The organism is Dialister micraerophilus DSM 19965 (genome assembly GCF_000194985.1).
Taxonomy (GTDB): Bacteria; Bacillota; Negativicutes; order Veillonellales; family Dialisteraceae; genus Dialister; species Dialister micraerophilus.
The window spans coordinates 922,372-944,718 of the sequence record NZ_GL878519.1 but is presented as its reverse complement, the minus strand read 5'-3'; the positions used below and the strand labels follow the sequence as shown (position 1 = coordinate 944,718).

Here is a 22,347-nt window from a genome sequence, read left to right as displayed (position 1 = left end):
GAATATCTCCTTTTATTTTATTTTACTTACCGAGACGTTCTTCAGTAATTTGCTGAGAAATCGCCTTCGGAACTTCTTCATAATGATCGAATGTCATTGTAAATGTTCCACGTCCCTGTGTGGAGCTACGTAATGAGGTAGCATATCCGAACATTTCAGAGAGCGGTACGAATCCGTTAATTTTAGATTCGGAATTTTCCGTTTCCATACCTTCGATGCGTCCACGACGGGAGTTCAATCCGCCGATAACGTCACCCATGTATTGTTCCGGTACTTCAACAACGACTTTCATGTACGGTTCCAAGAGAACGGGTTCCGCTTTTCTTGCACCTTCTTTGAATGCCATTGAACCTGCTACTTTGAACGCCATTTCTGAAGAGTCTACATCGTGGTATGATCCGTCGAATACGGTAACTTTAATATCTACCATCGGATATCCTGCTACTACACCGTCTTCCATTGCGGCTTCTACACCGTTCTGTACCGGATTGATAAATTCTTTCGGAATAACACCACCGACAACTTCATTTGCAAATTCAAAGCCTTCGCCCGGCTGTCTTGGTTCAAGACGCAACCAGCAGTGACCGTACTGACCGTGACCACCTGTCTGACGTACGAATTTACCTTCCGCTTCGACAGTTTTCTTAATTGTTTCACGGTATGCAACCTGAGGCTTACCTACAGTTGCATCTACCTTGAATTCACGTTTCATACGATCAACGATAATATCCAAGTGAAGTTCACCCATGCCGGATATAATTGTCTGACTTGTTTCCGGATCTGTGCGTACTTTAAATGTCGGGTCTTCTTCTGCAAGACGCTGAAGAGCTATACCCATCTTTTCTTGGTCCGCTTTTGTCTTGGGCTCTACAGCTACGGAAATAACCGGTTCCGGGAATTCCATTTTTTCAAGAATAATCGGATTATCCATATCACAGAGTGTATCACCTGTGGTTACATCTTTAAAACCTACAGCAGCTGCAATATCCCCTGTGTATGCGGCGTCGATTTCTTTACGACTGTTTGCGTGCATCTGAACGATACGTCCTACACGTTCTTTCTTGCCTTTGGTTGAGTTGAGTACATATGTACCTTGGTGCATCTGTCCGGAATATACACGGAAGAATGCCAACTTACCTACAAACGGATCTGTCATGATTTTGAATGCCAATGCCGACATCGGAGCATTGTCATCTACTGCACGTTCAGCTTCGCCGCCGTCAGGTAATGTTCCCTTTACCGGAGGAACATCAAGCGGTGAAGGCAAGTAATCGATTACTGCATCGAGTATCATCTGAATTCCCTTGTTCTTATATGCGGAACCGCAGAACACCGGGAACAATTTACATGCCAATACCTGTTTACGAATAGATTTCTTAATTTCGTCGATAGATAATTCTTCACCTTCAAGGTATTTTTCCATGAGGGTGTCATCACCTTCGGCTGCAATTTCGCAAATCTTTTCACGGTATTCTTCAACCAAGTCTTTCATATCTTCAGGAACTTCCTGAAATTCAATTTGCTTGCCGTCATCATCTTTGTAAACTTCGGCTTTTCTTTCCAACAAATCGATGATACCGACGAATGTATCTTGTTGGCCGATCGGAAGCTGCATAGCTACTGCTTTTGCATGCAAACGATCTTCAATTGTACCTACAGCACGCAAGAAATTTGCGCCTGTAGTATCCATTTTGTTGATAAATGCAATACGCGGTACGTGGTAATGGTCTGCCTGTCTCCAAACTGTTTCAGACTGTGTCTGAACACCGTCCTTAGCACTGAATACAGCAACAGATCCGTCCAATACACGCAAGGAACGTTCTACTTCTACAGTAAAGTCTACGTGACCTGGTGTATCGATAATGTTTACACGGTAACCTTTCCAATGGCAAGTTGTAGCAGCGGAAGTAATGGTTATACCACGTTCCTGTTCCTGCTCCATCCAGTCCATGGTAGCTGCACCATCATGAACTTCACCAATCTTATGATTTACACCGGTGTAAAACAGGATACGTTCCGTGGTTGTTGTTTTTCCGGCATCAATGTGTGCCATAATGCCGATATTTCTAGTTTTTTGAAGCGTAAATTCTCTAGCCACGATAAGTCTCCTTTATAATTACCAGCGATAATGAGCAAATGCCTTGTTGGCTTCTGCCATTTTATGCGTATCTTCCTTTTTCTTAACTGCTGCGCCCGCATTGTTATATGCGTCCATCAGTTCTCCCGCAAGACGTTCTTCCATTGTACGTTCGTTACGCAAACGTGCATAGTTTACCATCCAGCGAATTCCTAAAGTCAGACGACGATCTGCTCTGACTTCAATCGGTACCTGATAGTTAGCACCGCCGACACGGCGAGCCTTAACTTCCAATACCGGCATAACATTATTCAAAGCCTGCTCGAAAATTTCGAGAGGTTCTTTGCCAAGCTTGCTTCGGCAAATATCAAATGCACCGTAAACGATAGATTCTGCGATGCCCTTCTTGCCGTCAAGCATAACCTTATTAATGAAACGAGTTACTACCTTGGAACCGTATACTGGATCCGGCAGCACGTCACGTTTCGGAACAGCACCTTTTCTCGGCATACAAGTTTCCTCCTTTTAAAAATGTTTGTTAATCACTTACTTCTTTTCACGTTTAGCACCGTATTTTGAACGGCCCTGTTGACGACCGGCTACACCTACTGTATCCAGTGCACCGCGGATGATGTGATAACGAACACCCGGAAGATCCTTGACACGTCCGCCTCGAATAAGAACTACACTGTGTTCCTGAAGGTTATGACCTTCACCCGGAATATAAGCTGAAACTTCAATTCCGTTTGTCAAGCGTACACGAGCTACTTTACGAAGCGCCGAGTTCGGCTTTTTCGGTGTAGCTGTATATACTCTTGTACATACGCCACGTTTCTGTGGAGACTGTTTTAACGCCGGAGTCTTCGCCTTGGTAGACAAAACTTCTCTACCCTTACGAACCAGCTGATTAATTGTCGGCAATATAGGCACCTCCTTTCCTCAATTGTATATTTATAATTGATCTTTCAAGATAAATCTTAAAAGATATTACCGAATTTATATGACTGCAGCAGTTGCAGCCTTGACTTTGATTTTGCAAGCACGTCCGATTTCTTTTCTTGTAAATTCACGATTTACGGAAATATTTCTTTCCTTACAAATTTCCAAAAGCGGCAACGCAATACGTTCATCACAATCTTTTGCAATAAACACATGCTTAACTTTACCTGTATCAATCGCTCTTTCCGTTTCTTTTAATCCGACTACAAAATCGGATGCACTTAACTCTTCCAAGCTCATTTCATCACCTGTTTTTTGCACATCAAAATCACATACAATGGAATTATAGCATTACACTGAAATCCTGTCAAATATTTACACTCATTTTATTCAGTATTTATTGATAACTTTTTTACAACGTATCCGTGTGTGTCATTAATGCTTTTTTTCATTATCATTTTTTTACATTTTCCCCAAAATGTTTTATTTATCTTAAAAGTTCTGTATAATTAAGTTAATATGGTATTGTTTGACACAAGGAGTAATCATGACTAAGAAAAATATTGTGATTTATTGCGGTTGTCATCCTGGAAATAATTCCGTTTTTTCAAAAGTTGCCGAAGACGTAGGTACTCTTATAGCAAAAAAAGGTCATAACCTCATTTACGGAGGAGGAAAATCGGGCCTTATGGGAATTGTTGCAAATTCCGCAATGAAATCAAAAGGATTTGTAACCGGTGTTATTCCGGAAGTTTTTGTCAAAAAAGAACAAGCTCATTACGAGCTGCAAAAACTTTTCATTGTAAAAAATTTATCACAACGCAAAGAATATTTTCTCAAGCATGGTGATATTTTCATCATATTACCCGGAGGACTGGGTACTCTTGAAGAATTGGCAGATACCGCTTCATATATACGAACATACAAAGATTGTCTTGAAAACTACCCTATATATGTTTTAAATATAAACGGTTTTTACGATCCGCTTCTGAAATTATTTGAAACATATACACAATATTCATTTATTCCGCGCAATGAATGGGCAAATATCATTTTTTGCAATTCCGTAGAAGAACTGAATATACATATTTCAAAATTTGAAAATAATTGAAAGGAAATTTTATGAGAAACAAAGAGCTTACGGAAAAAGGTGAAAAAATCAAACAGAAAATAATTGATGTAACATCAAGAATTTTACGTAACGAAGGTTTCAAAAAAGCGACAATACGAAGAATTGCAAAGGAATGCAATACAAATATCGCATCTGTAAATTATTACTTCGGGTCAAAAGAAGAGTTGATAGGTGCCGCTTTGGAAAAAATGATTTTCAACTTTGAAGCCATAGTAAGTTACTTGGATAAAACAGATTTGCCGGTAAAAGAACGTTTAAGAAAATACATACTCGGATACTTCAAATTGGCTCATCAACATCCTGCACTGTTCCGTTCAATTTCAACTCCTTCAAGCAATGATGCAAAAGACACCTACTTCATTTACTTGAATTTATTACATAACCAATCATGGGATAAGTTTTTAAGAAATGTAGGAGAATTGTCAAAAATTAATTCTCAACCTGATTTGGAGATGAAATGTATGCAAATTTTTTCGGCAATGGAGTATCCCATAATAGTTGAAATTAATCGCAAAAATTCATTTCTGTCAAAATATATTAAAAATAATGAGCAATTGGAAAAATATGTAGAAATATTACTCCAAAGTATTGCGCACATATAAAAATACAGCAGATAAAATCTAATGTTTTATCTGCTGTATTTATTTTTACATAAATATTATAAAAAAAGGAAATCTCATTACAAGATTTCCTTTTTTATCACTTTTTATTCTTCGTGATTCATTTCGAATTTATCTGCAATAAATCCGTAGAAAGGCCAGCCCAAGAATGTAACCAATGCACCATATGTCATAGCTTCAAATCCGGATGCATAGCATGCATACAAGCTGTAAATAATTCCTAAAACTGCAGCTACCATAGCTTTGGATGTTTCACCGCCGCTACGTTTTGCGACCTTCATAATTATCAATACTGCTGCCATGGACATAATGTATGGCACCAAGTTTGTAATAACTGCCAAGTTTGTCAACTGTTCGAACTGTTCATTCAAACTCGGGCTGATTGTCATCAAGGATAACAATGTTTGAATTATGCCCAAAACAATCATTCCTGAAATCGGAGCGCCGTTGCTGCTTACTTTTGAGAATATCTTCGGAAAGTATCCTTCATCCGCAGATGCTTTGAATACGTTGGCTACTGTAAACTGCCAGCCGAGTAAAGAACCGATGCAGGCAATTGTCATAAGAGCCATTGCAGTCTTACCTGCAACTCCGCCCCACATTGTAGCAAATGCTAATCCGAAAGGCGCATTACTCTTGACAATTTCCGTTGCCGGAAGCATACCGAACATAACGTTTGTTGAAACGATGTATACAACTGCACAAAGAAGTGTTCCTGCCAATACTGCAAAAGGAACGGATTTTTCAGGATTTTCTACTGCGTCCGCATTTGCACATGCAGATTCCAATCCCAAGAAGGACCAGAGTGTCATTGTAATAGCATTTACTGCAGCTTCGCCTATCGGCAAGTTGTTGTAATTCCAGTTAGCTGAATACTGATCTCCTGAGAAATAGAACCAACCGCAAATGGAAATAGCGAAAATCGGTCCGATAACACCCCAAATTGTTACTGAGCCGATACGTCCGGTGATACTTGCACCACCGAAGTTGGCCAATGTGGTCACCCACAAAACTGCAATTGTTGCAAGACATGTCATAAGCGGATCCAATGAAATATTAAAGAATGTAGAGCCGTAACCAACCGCTGAAATAGCGATAGCAACGTTTGCAATTACCAAGGAAATACCATATGTAAATCCACACATAAAGTTACCGGATTTTCCGAAAGCGTATTCAGCGTAGCCGCCCATTCCGCCGCCTTTTCTACTGTACATACCGCACTTTGCGAATGCAAATGCCAAAAGCATGGAACCTACAGCGGTAACTACCCAAGATACAATTGACAAACCGCCAACCTGTGCTAACTTGGACGGGAGCATGATAATGCCGGAACCCATCATGTTAACAGCAGTAATAATTGTCAATTGTCCTACGCTCATCTTTTTAGTTTCAGACATAATTTAAATCTCCTTTAAAAAACAATTCGTGCTGCCCGGCTCTCACCGAGCAGCATGAATGTGCATCTTTCTATATTTTACGAAATCGTTTCGTATTATCTATTATTTTACGAAATTCTTTTCGCATTCTTTCTTCAATACATAGCCGTATGCGTGCTTCTTGCCGTCTTCACCCATCTGAACGTATACGCCCTGAATTTCCGGTGCGAATCCCGGCAACATGTTGATACCTTCAACTAAGTCAAGGAAGTATGTGCAAGCGGTCTTTGACCATTTTTCACCCGGGTGTACACAGAGTACTCCTGGCGGATACGGTAAAGCACCTTCCAATGCGATTCTTCCTTCAGCTTCTTCCAAGTCTACCAATTCACCGTGTGCACGCATGAATTCATACTGTGCTACTTGTGGTGTCATTACGTATTCAGGGAAGTAGTCTTTCAAGAACAACTTCTTCTGCAAAGTGAATACTTTTCTGTCTTTGTAGAAGTCATGCATTTCCTGACAAATCTGACGGATTGTGTATCCTCTGTACTTGTCTTCATTGTTCTTGTAAACTGTCGGCAATACTTCGGACATCGGAGCATCTTCGTCAACCAATTTTTCGAAACGAACGAGTTTAGCTACGAGGTCGTCCATCTTTGTCTTGTCTTCTGCCGGAGTCATGAGGAACAGTATGTCGTTCAAGTCACATTTTTCCGGAATAATTCCGTTGTCACGGAGGTAGTTTGCAAGAATGTTGCCCGGGATACCGAATTCTTCATATCCGCCGTTTTCAATGTCAATACCGCAAGTTACAAACTGTAATTTCATCGGGTCGATGAAGTACTGACCTTTACCGTAGCCTTCAAATCCGTGCCATTTAGCGCCGGGTTCAAATGCCCAGTAATTAATGTCGTTTGCCATCTTTTCGGTGTCGCCGTCTTCCCACTTCTTACCGTAAACTACCGGCGGAACGAGCGGACGGATGTAGTGGCAGTTACGTAATACCTGTTTACGTGTTTCAATAACTGTCTTGACAGCTTCTGCCCACAATTCTCTTCCCGCTTTACCCTCATGCATCTTGGCGTTTACATCCAATGCTGCAAAGAGCTGGTACAACGGAGATGTTGAAGCGTGCATCATGAATGCATTGTTCAAACGTTTGTGCGGAATGTAACGAGCCTGACCCTTAATATGGTGGTCTTTCTTATGAATCTGTGATGTCATAGAGAAACCGGCCTGTTGTTTGTGAACAGACTGAGTTACGAAGATACCCGGATCTTCCGGTCCCAAATCGAGGAGCAACGGGCTGCAATCCTTCATCATAGGGATGAACTGTTCATATCCTACCCAAGCGGAGTCGAACAAAATGTAATCACAGAGGTGACCGATCTTGTCAACAACCTGACGAGCGTTGTAAATACAGCCGTCATATGTACCGAGCTGTATAACTGCCAAACGAATCGGACGTTTAGCCTTAGCTTTTACCGGATCCTTTTCAGCAACCAGCTTACGAATGTATTCTTCATTGAAGCAATGTTCCAAAATACCACCGATGGAGCCGAATGCGTTACGAGCAGTTTCCAGATATACCGGAGTTGCACCTGCTATAACCAAAGCACCATGGTCGATAGATTTGTGGTTATTTCTATCATAAAGAACGATGTCGCCCGGAGCCAAAGCTGCATTCAATACAACCTTGTTGGAGCTTGATGTACCGTTCAATACGAAGTAAGTCTTGTCTGCGTTGTATACAGCTGCAGCGTGTTTCTGAGCTGCGCAAGCAGGACCTTCATGAATGAGCAAGTCTCCCATAGCAACGTCTGCGTTGCAGAGGTCGGCTCTAAATGTGTTTTCGCCGAAGAAATCATAAAAAGCACGTCCGGCCGGATGCTTACGGTAGAATGCACCGCCCTGATGGCCTGGGCAATCAAACTGAGCATATCCGTTTTCAACATATTTTTTCAAATCTTTGAAGAACGGCGGTAAAATGTTAGCTTCATAATTATCAGCAGCACTGATAATCTGACGTTCAAACAAAGCATGATCGGTTTCCTTCAAGTCAATTACACGGAATACCTTTCCGATTACTTCATCACTGACATTTTCACTACCGGTTCTAATCAAGAATACAGGGATGTCGAATGCGCCAATCTTCTTATGAGTCTTAAGTGCATCTGCATCTCTATCAGTAAGTACTACTGCTGCCACATCAGTAAAATCAGTCGATTCAATGTCAACAGTTTCACGACCACATACAGCTCCGAATAATTCGAGAGCCTTTTCAGTGTAGGCAATTTTCAAATGCGTCACAATAAATGACCTCCCTCATCAATAAAGGTTTAGTTTTACAGTAATTTGCGCGCGCTACCGTTCCACTACGTCTAAAGCAAATAATTATTGCTTTATCCATAATCATGATAATCAATATTTACTGCTTTTACTAATACTGAATATGTATTCTATTTAGTTATCATATCTTTAGCATAACAAAATAGGTATTTAAAAAAATTGATAACTTTTTCATTCTATGAATAATCTTACATAAAAGTAAAACTGTTAAAGTTTTTATATTTTTTAATTCAAAAACCGATACTCTACATCAACATAAAAAATAAACACCGACAATATCGCTATGCCGAAATTTTTATTCAATTAAAAACTGAATTTGCAAATTTAAAACAATAAAAGAAAGCAGGCTTTAATATTAAAATTAATTCCATTTTATCTATCTGTTTCTCACCTTTTTGTTATTAATTTAACAAAATTATAACACTATATATATCAATACGTTAAGATTTAATTTTAGCAAAAGCACTTGAAATATTTGTTTTTTATGAAATACTTGCCGATTAAAATATTTATATTTCCCTTAATCAAATTATTATTAAATTATATTTCAATGTGTGATTATATAGACATCTGTATATAAATACAAAAGCGACTTTTTTAGAAAAGTCGCAAAAAACACATATAATTATTTTTTATAACCCTGACATTCAAAATAATGATGACTGCTTTCTTGTACGCTTTATTTCAAAAGGTTTCAATTTCAAACCTATCTTTTCCATCATCTCAGAAGGATTTGAAGAATTGGTTTCAAGTAAGGCATGACGTACAATCCATTCACATGCACGTGCATCATCCAAAGCCTGATGATGATTGAATTCAAAATTCAAAAACTCTGCAACGGTATTTAATTTATGATTAGGCAATTTTTTCCACAAAATACGTGAAATTTCCACAGTATCGCCCCAATAAAAATTTATATCCGGCAACTCGTAGCGATCTATAGTATTTGCAAGTACACCGAAATCAAAAGGCGCATTATGTGCAAAAGCAACCGTACCGTTTAAAAGACCGGAAATTTTATTCCAATAATACGGAAATTCCGGTTTATCCTTTACATCTTCCGGATGAATTCCGTTCACACGTATACATTCTTCATCAAAATTTAAATGCACAGGACGTATAAGATCGTACCATTCATCTGTCAATTTACTTCCGTCACTTATTACAATACCCAACGAACACGCATTCCCTTTTCCCCAAAATGCAGTTTCAAAATCAATAGCCGTATATTTCATATAGTACCCCTTTTTTATATCTATAATAATATTTTATCACATAGTAACTAAACATATATTATAGTTTTTATATTGTAATATGTGGTAAACTTATATAAGAAACTTCAGAGTTAAAGAGAGGGCTTTCATGAAATTAAATTTTACTACACTTATTTATTTTAAAAAAATAGTTAAACATAAAAATATTACTAAAGCTGCAAAAGAATTAAATATTGCGCAATCTTCACTGAGCAGAACTATAAAAAATTTGGAAAAAGAATTAAAGGTTCCGCTTTTAATGTATAACGGTTATGAAATGCTGCTTACACCTTACGGAGAAAAATTTTTATCACACGCCAATACGATACTTAATGAAATTTCAGTTTTTCAAAAAGAAATAATGATGATTGAAAAACATTCACAAAAAACCGTATCACTTTCAATACGTTCCGCCTCCAAACTTTTACCTGAATTTTTATCACAGTTTAAAATACAATATCCTGAAATTAACATAAAAATTTATTCTGTTTCAGAAACTTCAATCAGCGACCATAGTAAGGATATAGTAGATCTTGAAATTTATTCGGCAATAAATCCTAAGAAAGAAAAAAATACAATTTCACTGTTTACCGAACCGTTATTACTCGCAGTACCAAGCAGCAGTTCTCTTGCAACAATGAAAGAAGCAAAATTAAAAGACTTCAAAGAACATAAATTTATTTGTTCCTATCCGAATCAAGCTCTAAGAGAAATTGTAAATTACTATTGTAAAAAAGTAGGATTTAACCCTCAAATTGCAATCGAAAGCGACAGTCCGGAAACAATCAGTGAATTTATACGTGTAGGACTTGGAATCGCACTCATACCCAAAATTACATGGAGTCGATTCTGCAACTCCGAAATAACTCTCATTCCAATATCCGATCCCGTTTGCACAAGAGATATAATGCTGAAATGGAAAAACTCCGACAATATATCCGATTCAGCATCGCTCCTGAAAAATTATATTTGCAACAACTTCCCTGAATACGCACACGGTAACCTTATAATAAGTAATAAAAATGATTAACAGATATATCAAGAGTAAGAATACATTTTCTTACTCAATTTTTTTATAAAAAAATCACAACCGCTTTAGTTTCACCTTGCAAAAAATAGATGAAATTTACTAAGCACCCTACAGTTATTAAAATTTATACACCTGAAATAACCTTATATAAGCATAAAACATAAAAACAACATCGGAATTATACAACCATATTCTCTTATTTACTGAAATAAATAAATAATATACCATATCAATTACAAAATAAATTTTGAAATATTAAAACCAAAATGAATCCTTATAGAAATTTCTCATCATTTATAAATGCTTGAATTAATCATATTCGTTAATTGATTTACTCCGGCATTTACAAAGAAAATCTCAATAATCACAATAATAAGAAATATTCGTATAAATAAAAAAAGACCATCATTTCTGATGGTCTTTAATTTTCTTGCATAGACTGTTAGTCTTTTTTCATTTCGAATCTGTCTGCAATGAATCCGTAGAATGGCCAGCCTAAGAAGGTAACCAATGCACCGTATGTCATAGCTTCGAATCCGGATGCGTAGCAAGCGTACAAGCTGTAGATTACACCGAGAACTGCTGCAACCATGGACTTGCTCATTTCGCTTGTTCCACTCTTGCCGGCTGTCTTCATGATTACGTATACTGCCGCCATAGACATGATGTACGGAACCAAGTTGGTAATAACTGCCAAGTTTGTCAACTGTTCGAACTGTTCATTCAAGCTCGGGCTGATTGTCATCAAAGCCAAAAGTGTCTGAACGATACCGAGGATAATCATACCCTTAATCGGCGCACCTGCGGAAGTAACTTCTGTAAATACCTTCGGGAAGTATCCTACATCTGCAGATCCCTTGAAAACGTTTGCAACTGTGAACTGCCAGCCGAGTAAGGAACCGATACATGCTAATGTCATCAATCCCATTACTGTCTTACCTGCAACTCCGCCCCACATTGTAGCAAATGCCAATCCGAAGGGAGCGTTACTCTTAACGAGTTCTGTTGCCGGAAGCATACCGAACATAACGTTTGTTGAAACGATGTATACAACTGCACAACCCATTGTACCGATAAGAACTGCCATCGGAACTGCCTTTTCCGGGTTTTCTACTGCATCTGCGTTTGCACATGCAGATTCCAATCCCAAGAAGGACCAGAGTGTCATTGTAATAGCGTTAACTGCTGCTTCTCCGAGCGGCAAGTTGTTGTAGTTCCAGTTAGCTGCGTACTGATCTCCGGAGAAGAAGAACCATCCACAGATAGATATAGCGAAAATCGGTCCGATAACGCCCCAAATTGTTACTGAGCCGATACGACCTGTAATGCTTGCACCACCAAAGTTTGCAAGTGTTGTAATCCAAAGTACTGCAATTGTTGCTATACATGTGCTAATCGGGTCTAATGTAATATTTAAGAATGTAGAGCCATAACCAACCGCGGATATAGCGATAGCAATGTTTGCAATAACTAATGAAATACCATATGTGAAACCACACATAAAGTTACCGGATTTTCCGAATGAATATTCAGCATATCCACCCATACCGCCGGCTTTCTTACTGTACATACCGCATTTTGCGAATGCGTAAGCCAATAATGTGGAACCTACTGCTGTAACCAACCAAGATACAATTGACAATCCACCTACCTGTGCCAACTTGGACGGGAGCATGATAATACCTGAACCCATCATATTAACAGCAGTGATAATCGTTAACTGTACAACGTTCATCTTTTTAGCTTCTGCCATGATATAAAATCTCCTTATATATATCTTCCGATCCGGCCTTTTCGGCCGGATCATCAGATATTTTAACACTTAAAATTCAGATTATTTCTGGAATTTCGGGTCATATTCTTTCTTCAAAACGTAGCCGTAAGCTCTCTTGCTTCCGTCCGGTTCAGTTTCGAGGTATACACCCTGAATTTCAGGTGTGAAGCCCGGTAACAAGTTAATACCTTCTTGCAATGCAAGGAAGTAGTTAACACATGTTTCAGACCATCTTTCACCTGGATGAATTGTCAGAATTCCTGGCGGGTACGGGAGCGCACCTTCCAATGCGATTCTGCCTTGAGCCTGATCCAACGGAATCAATTCGCCGTGGTTAGCTACGAATTCGAAGTTTGCCTGCTGAGCTGTCATTGCCCATTCAGGTAAGTAGTCTGCGTGGAAGAGACGTTCCTGAAGAACGTTAACTTTTCTGTCTTTGTAGAAGTTGTGCATCTTCTGGCAGAGCATCTTAATTGTGAATCCTTTGTAAACATCCTTGTTTGCTGCATAGATGTTCGGAAGTAATTCTTCCATCGGAGCATCTGCTTCGTACAACTGTTCGAAACGAACGAGCTTAGCAATCAAGTCATCCATCTTGGACTTGGTTTCAGCCGGTGTAAGAACGAAGAGAACTGCGTTCAAGTCCGTCTTTTCCGGAATAATTCCGTTTTCACGGAGGTAGTTGGCTATAACGTTAGCCGGTACACCGTTTTCTTCATATTCGCCTGTTTCGATGTTGATACCTGCTGTCAAGAACTGAAGTTTCATCGGGTCTACAAAGTACTGATCTTGGCCGTAGCCTTTGAATCCGTGCCATTTAGCACCCGGTGTAAGTTTCCAGTATTCCAAGTCGTTTGCCATCTTTTCGGTGTCGCCGTCTTCCCATTTCTTGCCATATACTTCTTTCGGGAGTAACGGACGAACGTACTTGCAGTTACGCAATACAGCCTTACGAGCTTCAATTGCGTTCTTAACTGTATCTACCCACATACGAATTCCGGCTTTGCCTTCGTGCATCTTAGCGTTTACGTCCAAGGATGCGAAGATCGGGTAGCACGGTGATGTGGATGCGTGAAGCATGAATGCGTTGTTTACACGTTTGTGCGGAATGTAACGGTCCTGTCCCTTAATGTGACGGTCTTTCTTGTGGATCTGAGATGCCATTGAAATACCTGCCAACTGTTTGTGAACGGACTGAGTTACGAAAATACCAGGGTCATTCGGGCCGAGTTCCAAGAGCATCGGGCTGCAGTCTTTCATCATCGGAATGAACTGTTCATATCCTACCCAAGCAGAGTCGAAGAGGATGTAGTCACAGAGGTGACCGATACGATCTACTACCTGACGAGCGTTGTAGATACATCCGTCATATGTTCCGAGCTGAATAACTGCGATACGAATCGGACGTTCTTCCTTAGCTTTTACCGGATCTTTTTCGGCAATGAGCTTACGAATGTAGTCTTCTTCGAAGCAGTGACTCTTGATACCACCGATGGAGCCGTACGGGTTACGAGCGTCTTCCAAGAATACCGGAATAGCGCCTGCCTGTACCAAAGCCCCCTGAGAAATTGATTTATGGTTGTTTCTGTCGTAAAGAACGATGTCGCCTGGAGCGATAGCTGCATTCAATACAACCTTGTTGGAGCCTGAAGTACCATTTAATACGAAGTAAGTCTTGTCAGCTTTAAATACGCTGGCTGCATACTGTTCAGCATCACATGGAGCACCTTCGTGAATCAAGAGGTCACCCATCTGAACGTCAGAGGAGCTTAAGTCTGCTCTGAAAAGGTTTTCCCCAAAGAAATCAACGAAAGCTTTTCCTGACGGATGCTTACAGAAATATTGTCCACCGTGGTGACCCGGTGTAGCATAGTTACCGAAACCTGCTTCAACGAAGTCCACCAATGCTTTGAAGAATGGCGGCAAGAGTTTGTTTTCATATGTTGTAGCCGCATTTTCAATCTGGTCGTTGTAGAACTGAACTCCGGATTTATCCAAGTCAATTACGCGGAAAACTTTTGACAATAATTCATCAGAAATTGGTTTTCCTTCTTCTGCAATCAAGAATACCGGAATCTTAAATTCTGCAACTGCCGGTTTCAACAAAGCTTCATCATCAGCTGTGATGATAATTGTTGCAATGTCCAAAAAGTCGGTTTTAGCTAAATCAACGATTTCACGTGCTGTTCTAATTTCAAACAATTCGCGAGCTTTATCCGAGTAGGACAATTTCAATTTTTTCATCGTACTCCTCCTTGAAATAAAACACCATATTTTATGCGCATAAAACAGATAAGACTTTCTTAAGAGTTTTCTGAAAACCTCATCTGTACTTAAAATATCATAAATCATCACCCCCTGACTAATACTTTTAAATATTGCTTTTTAATCATCTTTTATTTTTATTACAATAAAGACAATACAAACGGTGTATAAATATAATCAATAGAAATTCATTATGATTTAATCATCGCAATAACATTCTATGCATTGCAAATTTTAAAAAACATCCTTTTCTCCCTCCGACAGTGCCGTTACTTACATTTTTGATAATCTTGTTTTAATAAATATCGGTTGAAATTGTTTCTTTACATAACTTAAGAGTTATAGTTATTCTCAATTTTAATTCATACGGTATACTTTATTTTATTATTTTTATGCACTCTTCTTTTCACGATAAATTCATATGCGATGCGAGCTTTTTAATATTGAATTTACAAAACAGCCTCTTTACAAATAAGAAGACAGTTCTTTGTTTTTGATAAAAAATGCGGGAACGAAACTTGCCAAAGTTCCGCAAATTGTCATAATCGGAATTACAAGCATTCCCTGCCAAAGCGGAGACGTGTCCATAACAATCGCCGCTTCATTTGAAATCATATGAGCAACAAGCAAAGTCGCCGCCCATGCACCGAGCCAACCTAGAACCGATCCGACGAAAAGAAGAATCGCCTGTTCTCCGATAACAATTTTCACGATGCCTTCGTTTCCGGCACCCAAAGCTTTCAAGAGAGCAAATTCGTGCACTCTGTTTTTACCGTTTAAGTACATTACCGAAAGTGTAATAAGAATGCAAAACGTTATAAGAAATGCAATCAGAATTTCCCAAAACTCCTTGCTTTGTCCTATTGTATGGTACAAAGAAATAACCGGTTGAGAAGGAAATACAAGTTGTACTTCTTTATTATTTTGATATTCGGCTAAAAGTTGCATCGCTTCTTTGTAACCTTCGGGACGAATCAGAAGCGCGGTGACTTCACCTTTTTCCATCCATGCTGGCAAATGATGAACTTCCCACACATCGCGTATATCGGTAAAAATTGCAGTGTCGTAAGGACCTCCGAGGGGAGCCAGTATCCCGGCCACTTTATTTTCACCGGCATGTTTTTTGCCTTTTTTCGCAATTCCGTGTATCGATGCGAAAGTATCTCCGATTTTAAGACCGGAAAGACGTGCGGCTTCACTTCCCAAAACGACTTCTCTTTTTTCGGAGAAAATTTTTCCGTTTTCAATTGTAAGCCACGGTGCTTTTTGCAAATCGGGTTTGTATTGAAAAATTTCTTTTTCTACGCCTACGATAGGAAATCCGCGATAGTTGTCGCCGAACGCCAAAGGATAAACCGCATGAGCTTTTCCGCTTTTTCTTATATCTTCAACGGTTTTATAAGAAATGTTTCCTAAAGGTCTGTCTTTTAAAAACACCGTACTCAATACAAGCTGATAAGCCGAACCTTTCGATCCGGCTATAATGGGAAACGGTTCGACCGCACGATTAATTCCGCGATACAAACCGCCTGTCATTTGTAAAAGAAAAACGGGGAGAGCCGTGACCGCAGCAATGAAGAAAAGTATTATGCAATGTTTCAATGCGCGGCGCCAAAGAGAAAGGAATGCCAATTTCAGGTACATGGTACACGCTCTCTTTCCAAAACAAATTTACGAGAAAAATATTTTTGCACTTGTCGATCGTGAGTCGCACATATGAGCATGCATTCACTTTCTTTTTGATAATCGAGAAGCAGTTTCATAAGAATGCGACCGTTTTCCATATCAAGCGATGCGGTGGGTTCGTCCGCAAGAATAAGTTTCGGCTCTTTAATAATTGCGCGAATGAATGAAACTCGTTGCTGTTCTCCTCCGGAAAGTCCGGAGGGTTTTCTTTTTCCGTAACCTTCAAGTCCTACTTTCTCAAGCCAATTTTCTATTTCTTTTTTCGTTTTCTTTTTTCCCGCCATCTCCGCAGAAAGAGAAATATTTTCATAAACGTTTAGATACGGAATCAGAAGTGCTTTTTGAAATATATATCCTACGAATGTCGCGCGCCATTTTTCTTTTTCTTTGCTTGTCATCGTTTCTACGCTTCGTCCGTCGATGAGAATAATTCCGGATGTCGGAGAAAGGAGAGCGGAAAGACAGTGCAAAAAAGTTGTTTTTCCACTTCCCGACGGTCCTATGAGTGCCGTTTTTTCTCCTTTTTCCAGCTTGAACTCTTTAACCAACAAGGCTTTTACCACATATCCCGAAGAATCGGAGAATGTACGAGTCAAATTACTTACTTCAATCAAGAGTTTCTCCTTTCCTTTCATCAATATGTAGAAATATCGTATGCTCTTATCCTGAGTTGACTGACGAATCCGGTTTCATAATCTATTTCACTTCCTATTTCCAAAGTTCCGGTTACGGAAATCGGTACGTCATAGGGAAGTGCGGTAATCGAATTCTGTACTTTAACTACGATAATATTGTCCGGCCAATCAGCGTCGCTGCTGCAAAAGGGACAGATTGCCATGGGCACTTCCGTCAGTACGAAAAATCGAATTGTCGGTGTAAGCGGCGGAGCCATGTACCCCGTAACGGTGACTTCACGCCCTTCCAGACTTTCGAGTTTTTGCGAATAGATTAATGCGCCAGATGACCATCCCGCATACATTTCATCGAATTCTAGTTCGGTCGCGGATGCCGAGAATTTAAAACATAGAAGCAACAGTATCGTCAGCAAAAGTAAAATTATATTTTTTTGAAATTTTGTCATTTTAAGTTTTTATTCGCATCTATTCCGAGCGCGCGGAGAATTCCGAAGAATACTTCCGTGTTGTCCATCATACCCTTGAAGTATTCGGATCCCGGACCACCCGCATTGAGAAGAATGTCGTCCGCGGAGTGCACTTCCTGAGGATCTGATTTCGGAATGTTTGCCGGTACAAGCTCCGGTTTTCCGCCTAAGGGAATGCGTGCCGGATTTGCTTTCGAACTTGCCTGCAATACTTCTTTGTATTCTACTTTATCTCCTGTACGTACCGCTTCTTTCACGGTTTCATTTATTGCAAGCGCCGGAGGTGTAGGAACTTCCATGAAGTGATAGTTTTCGTAGTAACTCGGGTGGTTTGCGTATTGTACCGCCAAAGTTACGTCCGGATCGGGATTTTCAGGGAATCCGTCGCCGTCCAAATCCTTGAATGTCGGTAATATGGAATCTGCATAAATACGTACCGCTTCGGCGCCTTTCTTGCCGTCTTTTTCATGGTATGTACCGCTTATGGAAATACCGTGAGCATGGTCCGCAAGCACGATAATCAACGTATCGTCGCCGCGTTTCAAACTCCAGTCGCGCGCATATTCTATCGCTTTGTCGAATTCGATTGTGTCATATGTAGCTCTGTGCCAGTCCATATCGTGTAATTGTTTGTCGATGGAAGCGCCTTCTATCATCGCGAAGAAACCGTTTTCGTTTTTGGATAAAATTTCCAATGTTTTCTTCGTCATGTCTATTAAGTTGGGCTGATTTGGGAAATTTTTCAAAACTTTCGGATTTTTAAACATTTCTCTGTCGATATAAACGTTCATTGTAGATGTATGGAAGAGTCCCAATAGCGGTTTATCTCCCGATGCGTTCAAAAGTTCCTCTTTGTCGGAAGCGAAAGTGTAACCTTTCTTCTTGAATTCTTCAATTACATCTATATTGTCTTTACGTTTCGAACCCGGAAGATCTTTCGGAATGTATCTGCGAGAGCCGCCGCCCAAAATTACATCGGGACGATGATAGTCTTCCAAGTAGTCTTTTGCAAGATAATCCTGATTTGCACGTCTTCTTGTATGTCCTACCATTGCGGCCGGGGTCGCGTCGGTTGATTCCGCCGTCGTTACAAGACCGATTGACATACCTCTTGTTCTTTTCAAAATTTCCGCTATGTTTTCAACTTTCGGGTCGTCAAAAGGATCTTCGGTGGAGTTTTCATATACGCCCATTGCATTTACCACGGATTTATGTCCGGTGGCATAAGCGGATGCCGAGTTTGCCGAGTCGGTAACGAGCGAATCGTAGCCGCTTGTCGTAATAACGGCGTTGTTTTCAAGTTTTTCCATTGCAAGATAATCATTGTACTTTCCGTTCGTCATTCCTTTTGAAATAATTCTTGCAATTTGTCTTGCCTGAAGCGACATGCCGTCACCTATGAAGAGAATTACGTTTTTCGCTTTCTTGTTCGCTTTTTCGGAAACTACGGAATAATCCGCGTTTGCAGTGTATGTTTTTCCGTTTTCATCCGCCTTCACGGTTACAACGGCTTTACCCGGTTTCTTGAAAGTTACGTCGTTTACTCTGAAAGAAGTAACTCCGTTTCCCAAATCTTTTTTTACAAGCGGTTTTTCGAAAAATTTATCCGCTGAAATGCCGTTAATTTCTATTTTTACATCTCCCAACGGTTTTTCCGTCGCCACTTCCACGTCAAAGTCGAAGCGGGCGCCCGCCCAGAACTTCGCCGTGTCTATCGGTAAAATTCTTATGTCCGCAGCGGATATTCCCGCTACATTTCCCAAAGCGGACATACAAGCCAATATACCGCACAAAAGAAGTTTTTTCTGAGTTTTTCTCATATCGCATCCTCCTAAAAATAACTCTCTTTATTCAATATACAAACCGTTTATCAAAATCCAATCAAATGCATGTATAAAATTTGAAAATTAAATTAAAATTATTCAAAAAGAAATGCTCTATTGTAAAATCCGTATAAATTTCAAAAATAAATTTATGTAATTCATACATATAAAAAAAGTTTTAGTTTCATCTTTTTACACAATTGCAAAAATCAAATTCAGAAAATTCATTTCACGATTATTATATTTTCACACAAACAAAAAAGAGTAAGGTTTCCCTTACTCCTATTCTGCAATCAAAAAGAGTAACCGATATCGTATCGGTTACTCTTATTATTCTTATTTTTCAGTTTCTTCGTCTTCACCGTAACCTTCCGGCTTCATTGTCGGGAAGAATATTACGTCACGAATGCTGTGTGATCCTGTCATAAGCATAAAGAGACGATCCAATCCGATACCCAATCCGCCTGTCGGAGGCATACCGTATTCCAAAGATCTGATAAAGTCTTCATCCATCGGATGTGCTTCGTCATCGTCACGGTCTGCAAGCTGAATTTCGAAACGCTTACGCTGATCAATCGGGTCGTTAATTTCCGAGAATCCGTTTGCAAGTTCACGTGTAAAGATGTAAGATTCAAATCTGTCTGTGAATCTGTGGTCGTCCGCACTGAGCTTGGACAACGGTGAAACTTCAATCGGATGACGTGTAATATGAATCGGCTGTACGAGCTTGTCTTCAACGTATTCATCGAATACATCTGCCAAAATCTTACCCGGACCTTCGTATTCACCGTATTCTACATTCAAACGATCTGCAATTGCACGTGCTTCTTCCAATGTCTTTGCAGCGTCGAAATCTTCGCCTGTGTACTTCTTTACAGCTTCCGACATTGTAAGACGCGGCCACGGAGGAGTTACATCCAATTCAACACCTTCGTATACGAACTTTGTAGAACCGTAGCAAATTCTTGCACATTCCGCAACAATTTCTTCCGTCTGATGAATTGCATCTTCGATATCACCGTATGCCTGGTATGATTCCATAGCTGTAAATTCAGGATTGTGCTTTGCATCCATACCTTCATTACGGAAGTTACGTGTAATTTCAAACACTCTGTCGATACCGCCGACAACCAATCTCTTCAAGTAAAGTTCCGGTGCAATACGTAAGTACATTGTCATGTCCATAGCGTTCAAATGTGTAACGAACGGACGAGCATTTGCACCGCCGTACAACGGCTGCAATACCGGTGTTTCAACTTCCAAGAATCCGTGATCGGTGTACCACTTACGAATAGCATTGAGCATCTTCGTTCTCTTGATAAATGTATCCTTAACTTGCGGGTTGCAAATCAAGTCTACGTATCTCATACGATAACGCTGTTCCTTATCTGTAAGTCCATGCCACTTTTCAGGCATCGGACGTAATGTCTTAGTTAAAATTGTGTATGTGGAAACACGAATCGTAGTTTCTCCGGTATGTGTCTTGAATACCGTACCTTCAACTCCGATAATATCTCCCATATCCAAGAGCTTGTACAATGCCCATTCATTTTCTGTAAGTTCATCCTTACGGAAGTAAAGCTGAATGTCGCTTCTGTCATCACGAAGTACTGCAAATGCAGTCTTACCGTGGTCACGAATAAGCATCAAACGTCCGGCAAGTCTTACATGTTCACCGGATTCTTCCAATGCCTGAGCATTTTCCAAAACGTCTGCAGCACGATGCGTGAATGCAAACTTCTGACCGAAGGGGTCATATCCTAATGCACGAATCTGATCTAACTTTGCAATTCGAATTTCTCTTTGTTCATTGGTATCGTTAACTCTGTTATTTGACATAATAAAAACTCCTTTATTTACAATACATAACTAATCAAGTGACTAACGTTCTGTTGAACGTGTTTTTTTCATATCCGAGTTTAATTTAATCTGAGCCGTAAGGCTCATTTGACTTTCGCACCGTCGATACCTGTTATTTTATACTTAATAATACCTGTAGGAGCATCAACTTCCACGATATCTCCCAACTTTGAGCCCATAAGTGCACGTCCTGCCGGAGATTCGTTTGAAATCTTACCTTCAAACGGATCGGATTCCGTACTGCCTACAATGGTCACGGTCTCTTCGGAACCGTCACTCATATCCTGTATGGTGACAGTTGATGCCAAATCCACTCTGCCGCCTTTTTTCTTTTGAGAAATAAGTACTGCAGTTCTGATCTTCGTTTCAAGTTCCAAAATTCTACCTTCAACGAAAGACTGTTCATTCTTTGCATCATCGTATTCGGAGTTTTCCGAAAGATCTCCCATTGAAATGGCTTCTTTTAAACGCTGTGCCACTTCGCCACGTTTTTTGGAGCGAAGCTCGTCCAATTCTTTTTGCATTTTTTCAAGCCCTTCACGGGTGACAAGCGTACGTTGCATATCAGCCATAGCAATTTCTCCTTTTCATTAAGAATACTTTCGAATCATCGACCGTTAATATTGTAGTTAAGTATAAACAAAAGAGCCTCAAAAGTCAACAAATATATTAAAATCCGCCGGTTTTTATTAATATGAATAAGGTCTTTAATACATTTTCCGACATGTTTATATGATTCATTTACGTTGAACGCTTACATTGAAAAATATTTTTTCATTTTTCTTTACATTTATCGCTTTTTTTCGTTTTTACTTCGTATTTCTTTACTTTACTCAAAATTAAAATGAAAATATTTTTTTGATTTCAAATGTTTTATATTTTGCATATATATGCAAACAACGAATACTTTTCTCTCTTCTTTTTCTTTATTTTCGCACAAAACGGATATTTTTTCTTATAAAAAAATTTTTATATTTGTATAAAAAAATATCTCTTCAACTTTTCATACGGTTATATTTTAATATTAAGCCTTTTATGCTCGTTTTAAGCTGAATAAA

The 22,347-nt window shown here is 39.6% G+C and carries 18 protein-coding genes; 3 read left to right on the top strand and 15 right to left on the bottom strand.

Features of this window, described 5'->3' with window-relative positions; translation table 11 throughout:
- Window positions 1-22: 22 nt before the first annotated feature.
- From fusA to HMPREF9083_RS04375, 4 genes are all read right to left on the bottom strand, one after another.
- The gene (fusA, locus tag HMPREF9083_RS04390; protein WP_007556212.1) at window positions 23-2,098 is read right to left on the bottom strand and encodes an elongation factor G; all 2,076 of its coding nucleotides are present in this window, start codon (window positions 2,096-2,098) and stop codon (window positions 23-25) included.
- Window positions 2,099-2,116: 18 nt separating this feature from the next.
- The gene (gene rpsG / locus HMPREF9083_RS04385) at window positions 2,117-2,587 is read right to left on the bottom strand and encodes a 30S ribosomal protein S7 (RefSeq protein WP_007555315.1); all 471 of its coding nucleotides are present in this window, start codon (window positions 2,585-2,587) and stop codon (window positions 2,117-2,119) included.
- Between the two features lie 36 nt (window positions 2,588-2,623).
- Window positions 2,624-2,998, bottom strand: coding sequence for a 30S ribosomal protein S12 (gene rpsL, locus HMPREF9083_RS04380; RefSeq protein ID WP_007555324.1), 375 nt, complete (start codon window positions 2,996-2,998; stop codon window positions 2,624-2,626).
- 75 nt (window positions 2,999-3,073) lie between these two features.
- Complete coding sequence (locus tag HMPREF9083_RS04375) at window positions 3,074-3,316, bottom strand: ribosomal L7Ae/L30e/S12e/Gadd45 family protein (RefSeq protein WP_256998186.1); 243 nt, start codon at window positions 3,314-3,316, stop codon at window positions 3,074-3,076.
- A 247-nt stretch (window positions 3,317-3,563) separates the two neighbouring features.
- Here HMPREF9083_RS04375 and HMPREF9083_RS04370 point away from each other — a divergent pair, with 247 nt between their 5' ends.
- On the top strand, window positions 3,564-4,127 hold the full coding sequence (locus tag HMPREF9083_RS04370) for an LOG family protein (protein WP_007556209.1): 564 nt from the start codon (window positions 3,564-3,566) through the stop codon (window positions 4,125-4,127).
- Between the two features lie 11 nt (window positions 4,128-4,138).
- Window positions 4,139-4,750 carry a TetR/AcrR family transcriptional regulator gene (locus HMPREF9083_RS04365; protein ID WP_035062686.1) on the top strand — a complete coding sequence of 204 codons (612 nt, stop codon included), beginning with the start codon at window positions 4,139-4,141 and terminating at the stop codon, window positions 4,748-4,750.
- 104 nt (window positions 4,751-4,854) lie between these two features.
- On the opposite strand, the gene potE (HMPREF9083_RS04360) is transcribed toward HMPREF9083_RS04365, so the two are convergent.
- From potE (HMPREF9083_RS04360) to HMPREF9083_RS04350, 3 genes are all read right to left on the bottom strand, one after another.
- Window positions 4,855-6,165 carry a putrescine-ornithine antiporter gene (potE, locus tag HMPREF9083_RS04360; RefSeq protein ID WP_007556207.1) on the bottom strand — a complete coding sequence of 437 codons (1,311 nt, stop codon included), beginning with the start codon at window positions 6,163-6,165 and terminating at the stop codon, window positions 4,855-4,857.
- Between the two features lie 102 nt (window positions 6,166-6,267).
- Entirely contained in the window at window positions 6,268-8,457 is a 2,190-nt protein-coding gene (gene speF / locus HMPREF9083_RS04355; RefSeq protein ID WP_007556206.1) for an ornithine decarboxylase SpeF, read from the bottom strand.
- A 686-nt stretch (window positions 8,458-9,143) separates the two neighbouring features.
- Window positions 9,144-9,731 (bottom strand): 3'-5' exonuclease, encoded by a 588-nt coding sequence (locus HMPREF9083_RS04350; RefSeq protein WP_007556205.1) that lies wholly within the window; start codon window positions 9,729-9,731, stop codon window positions 9,144-9,146.
- 127 nt (window positions 9,732-9,858) lie between these two features.
- On the opposite strand from HMPREF9083_RS04350, the gene HMPREF9083_RS04345 reads away from it, so the two are divergent.
- Entirely contained in the window at window positions 9,859-10,779 is a 921-nt protein-coding gene (locus tag HMPREF9083_RS04345; protein WP_007556204.1) for a LysR family transcriptional regulator, read from the top strand.
- Between the two features lie 442 nt (window positions 10,780-11,221).
- Here the strand turns inward: HMPREF9083_RS04345 and potE (HMPREF9083_RS04340) are convergent, their stop codons facing one another.
- From potE (HMPREF9083_RS04340) to greA, 8 genes are all read right to left on the bottom strand, one after another.
- A complete protein-coding gene (potE, locus tag HMPREF9083_RS04340) occupies window positions 11,222-12,532 on the bottom strand; it encodes a putrescine-ornithine antiporter (protein WP_007556203.1) in 1,311 nt (436 codons plus the stop codon).
- An 81-nt stretch (window positions 12,533-12,613) separates the two neighbouring features.
- Entirely contained in the window at window positions 12,614-14,797 is a 2,184-nt protein-coding gene (gene speC, locus HMPREF9083_RS04335) for an ornithine decarboxylase (RefSeq protein WP_007556202.1), read from the bottom strand.
- 486 nt (window positions 14,798-15,283) lie between these two features.
- Window positions 15,284-16,462 carry an ABC transporter permease gene (locus HMPREF9083_RS06165; RefSeq protein WP_007556201.1) on the bottom strand — a complete coding sequence of 393 codons (1,179 nt, stop codon included), beginning with the start codon at window positions 16,460-16,462 and terminating at the stop codon, window positions 15,284-15,286.
- Window positions 16,453-17,118 (bottom strand): ABC transporter ATP-binding protein, encoded by a 666-nt coding sequence (locus HMPREF9083_RS04325; protein WP_050784963.1) that lies wholly within the window; start codon window positions 17,116-17,118, stop codon window positions 16,453-16,455. Before HMPREF9083_RS04325 ends, HMPREF9083_RS06165 begins: the two co-directional genes overlap by 10 nt.
- Window positions 17,119-17,138: 20 nt before the next feature.
- Window positions 17,139-17,585 (bottom strand): hypothetical protein, encoded by a 447-nt coding sequence (locus HMPREF9083_RS04320; RefSeq protein ID WP_007556199.1) that lies wholly within the window; start codon window positions 17,583-17,585, stop codon window positions 17,139-17,141.
- Complete coding sequence (locus HMPREF9083_RS04315; protein ID WP_007556198.1) at window positions 17,582-19,426, bottom strand: alkaline phosphatase; 1,845 nt, start codon at window positions 19,424-19,426, stop codon at window positions 17,582-17,584. The genes HMPREF9083_RS04320 and HMPREF9083_RS04315 overlap by 4 nt, the downstream gene beginning before the upstream one ends.
- Window positions 19,427-19,765: 339 nt before the next feature.
- Window positions 19,766-21,268, bottom strand: a complete 1,503-nt coding sequence (gene lysS, locus HMPREF9083_RS04310; protein WP_007556197.1) for a lysine--tRNA ligase — start codon at window positions 21,266-21,268, stop codon at window positions 19,766-19,768.
- Window positions 21,269-21,372: 104 nt separating this feature from the next.
- Window positions 21,373-21,861 carry a transcription elongation factor GreA gene (greA, locus tag HMPREF9083_RS04305; protein WP_007556196.1) on the bottom strand — a complete coding sequence of 163 codons (489 nt, stop codon included), beginning with the start codon at window positions 21,859-21,861 and terminating at the stop codon, window positions 21,373-21,375.
- Between the last annotated feature and the right edge of the window lie 486 nt (window positions 21,862-22,347).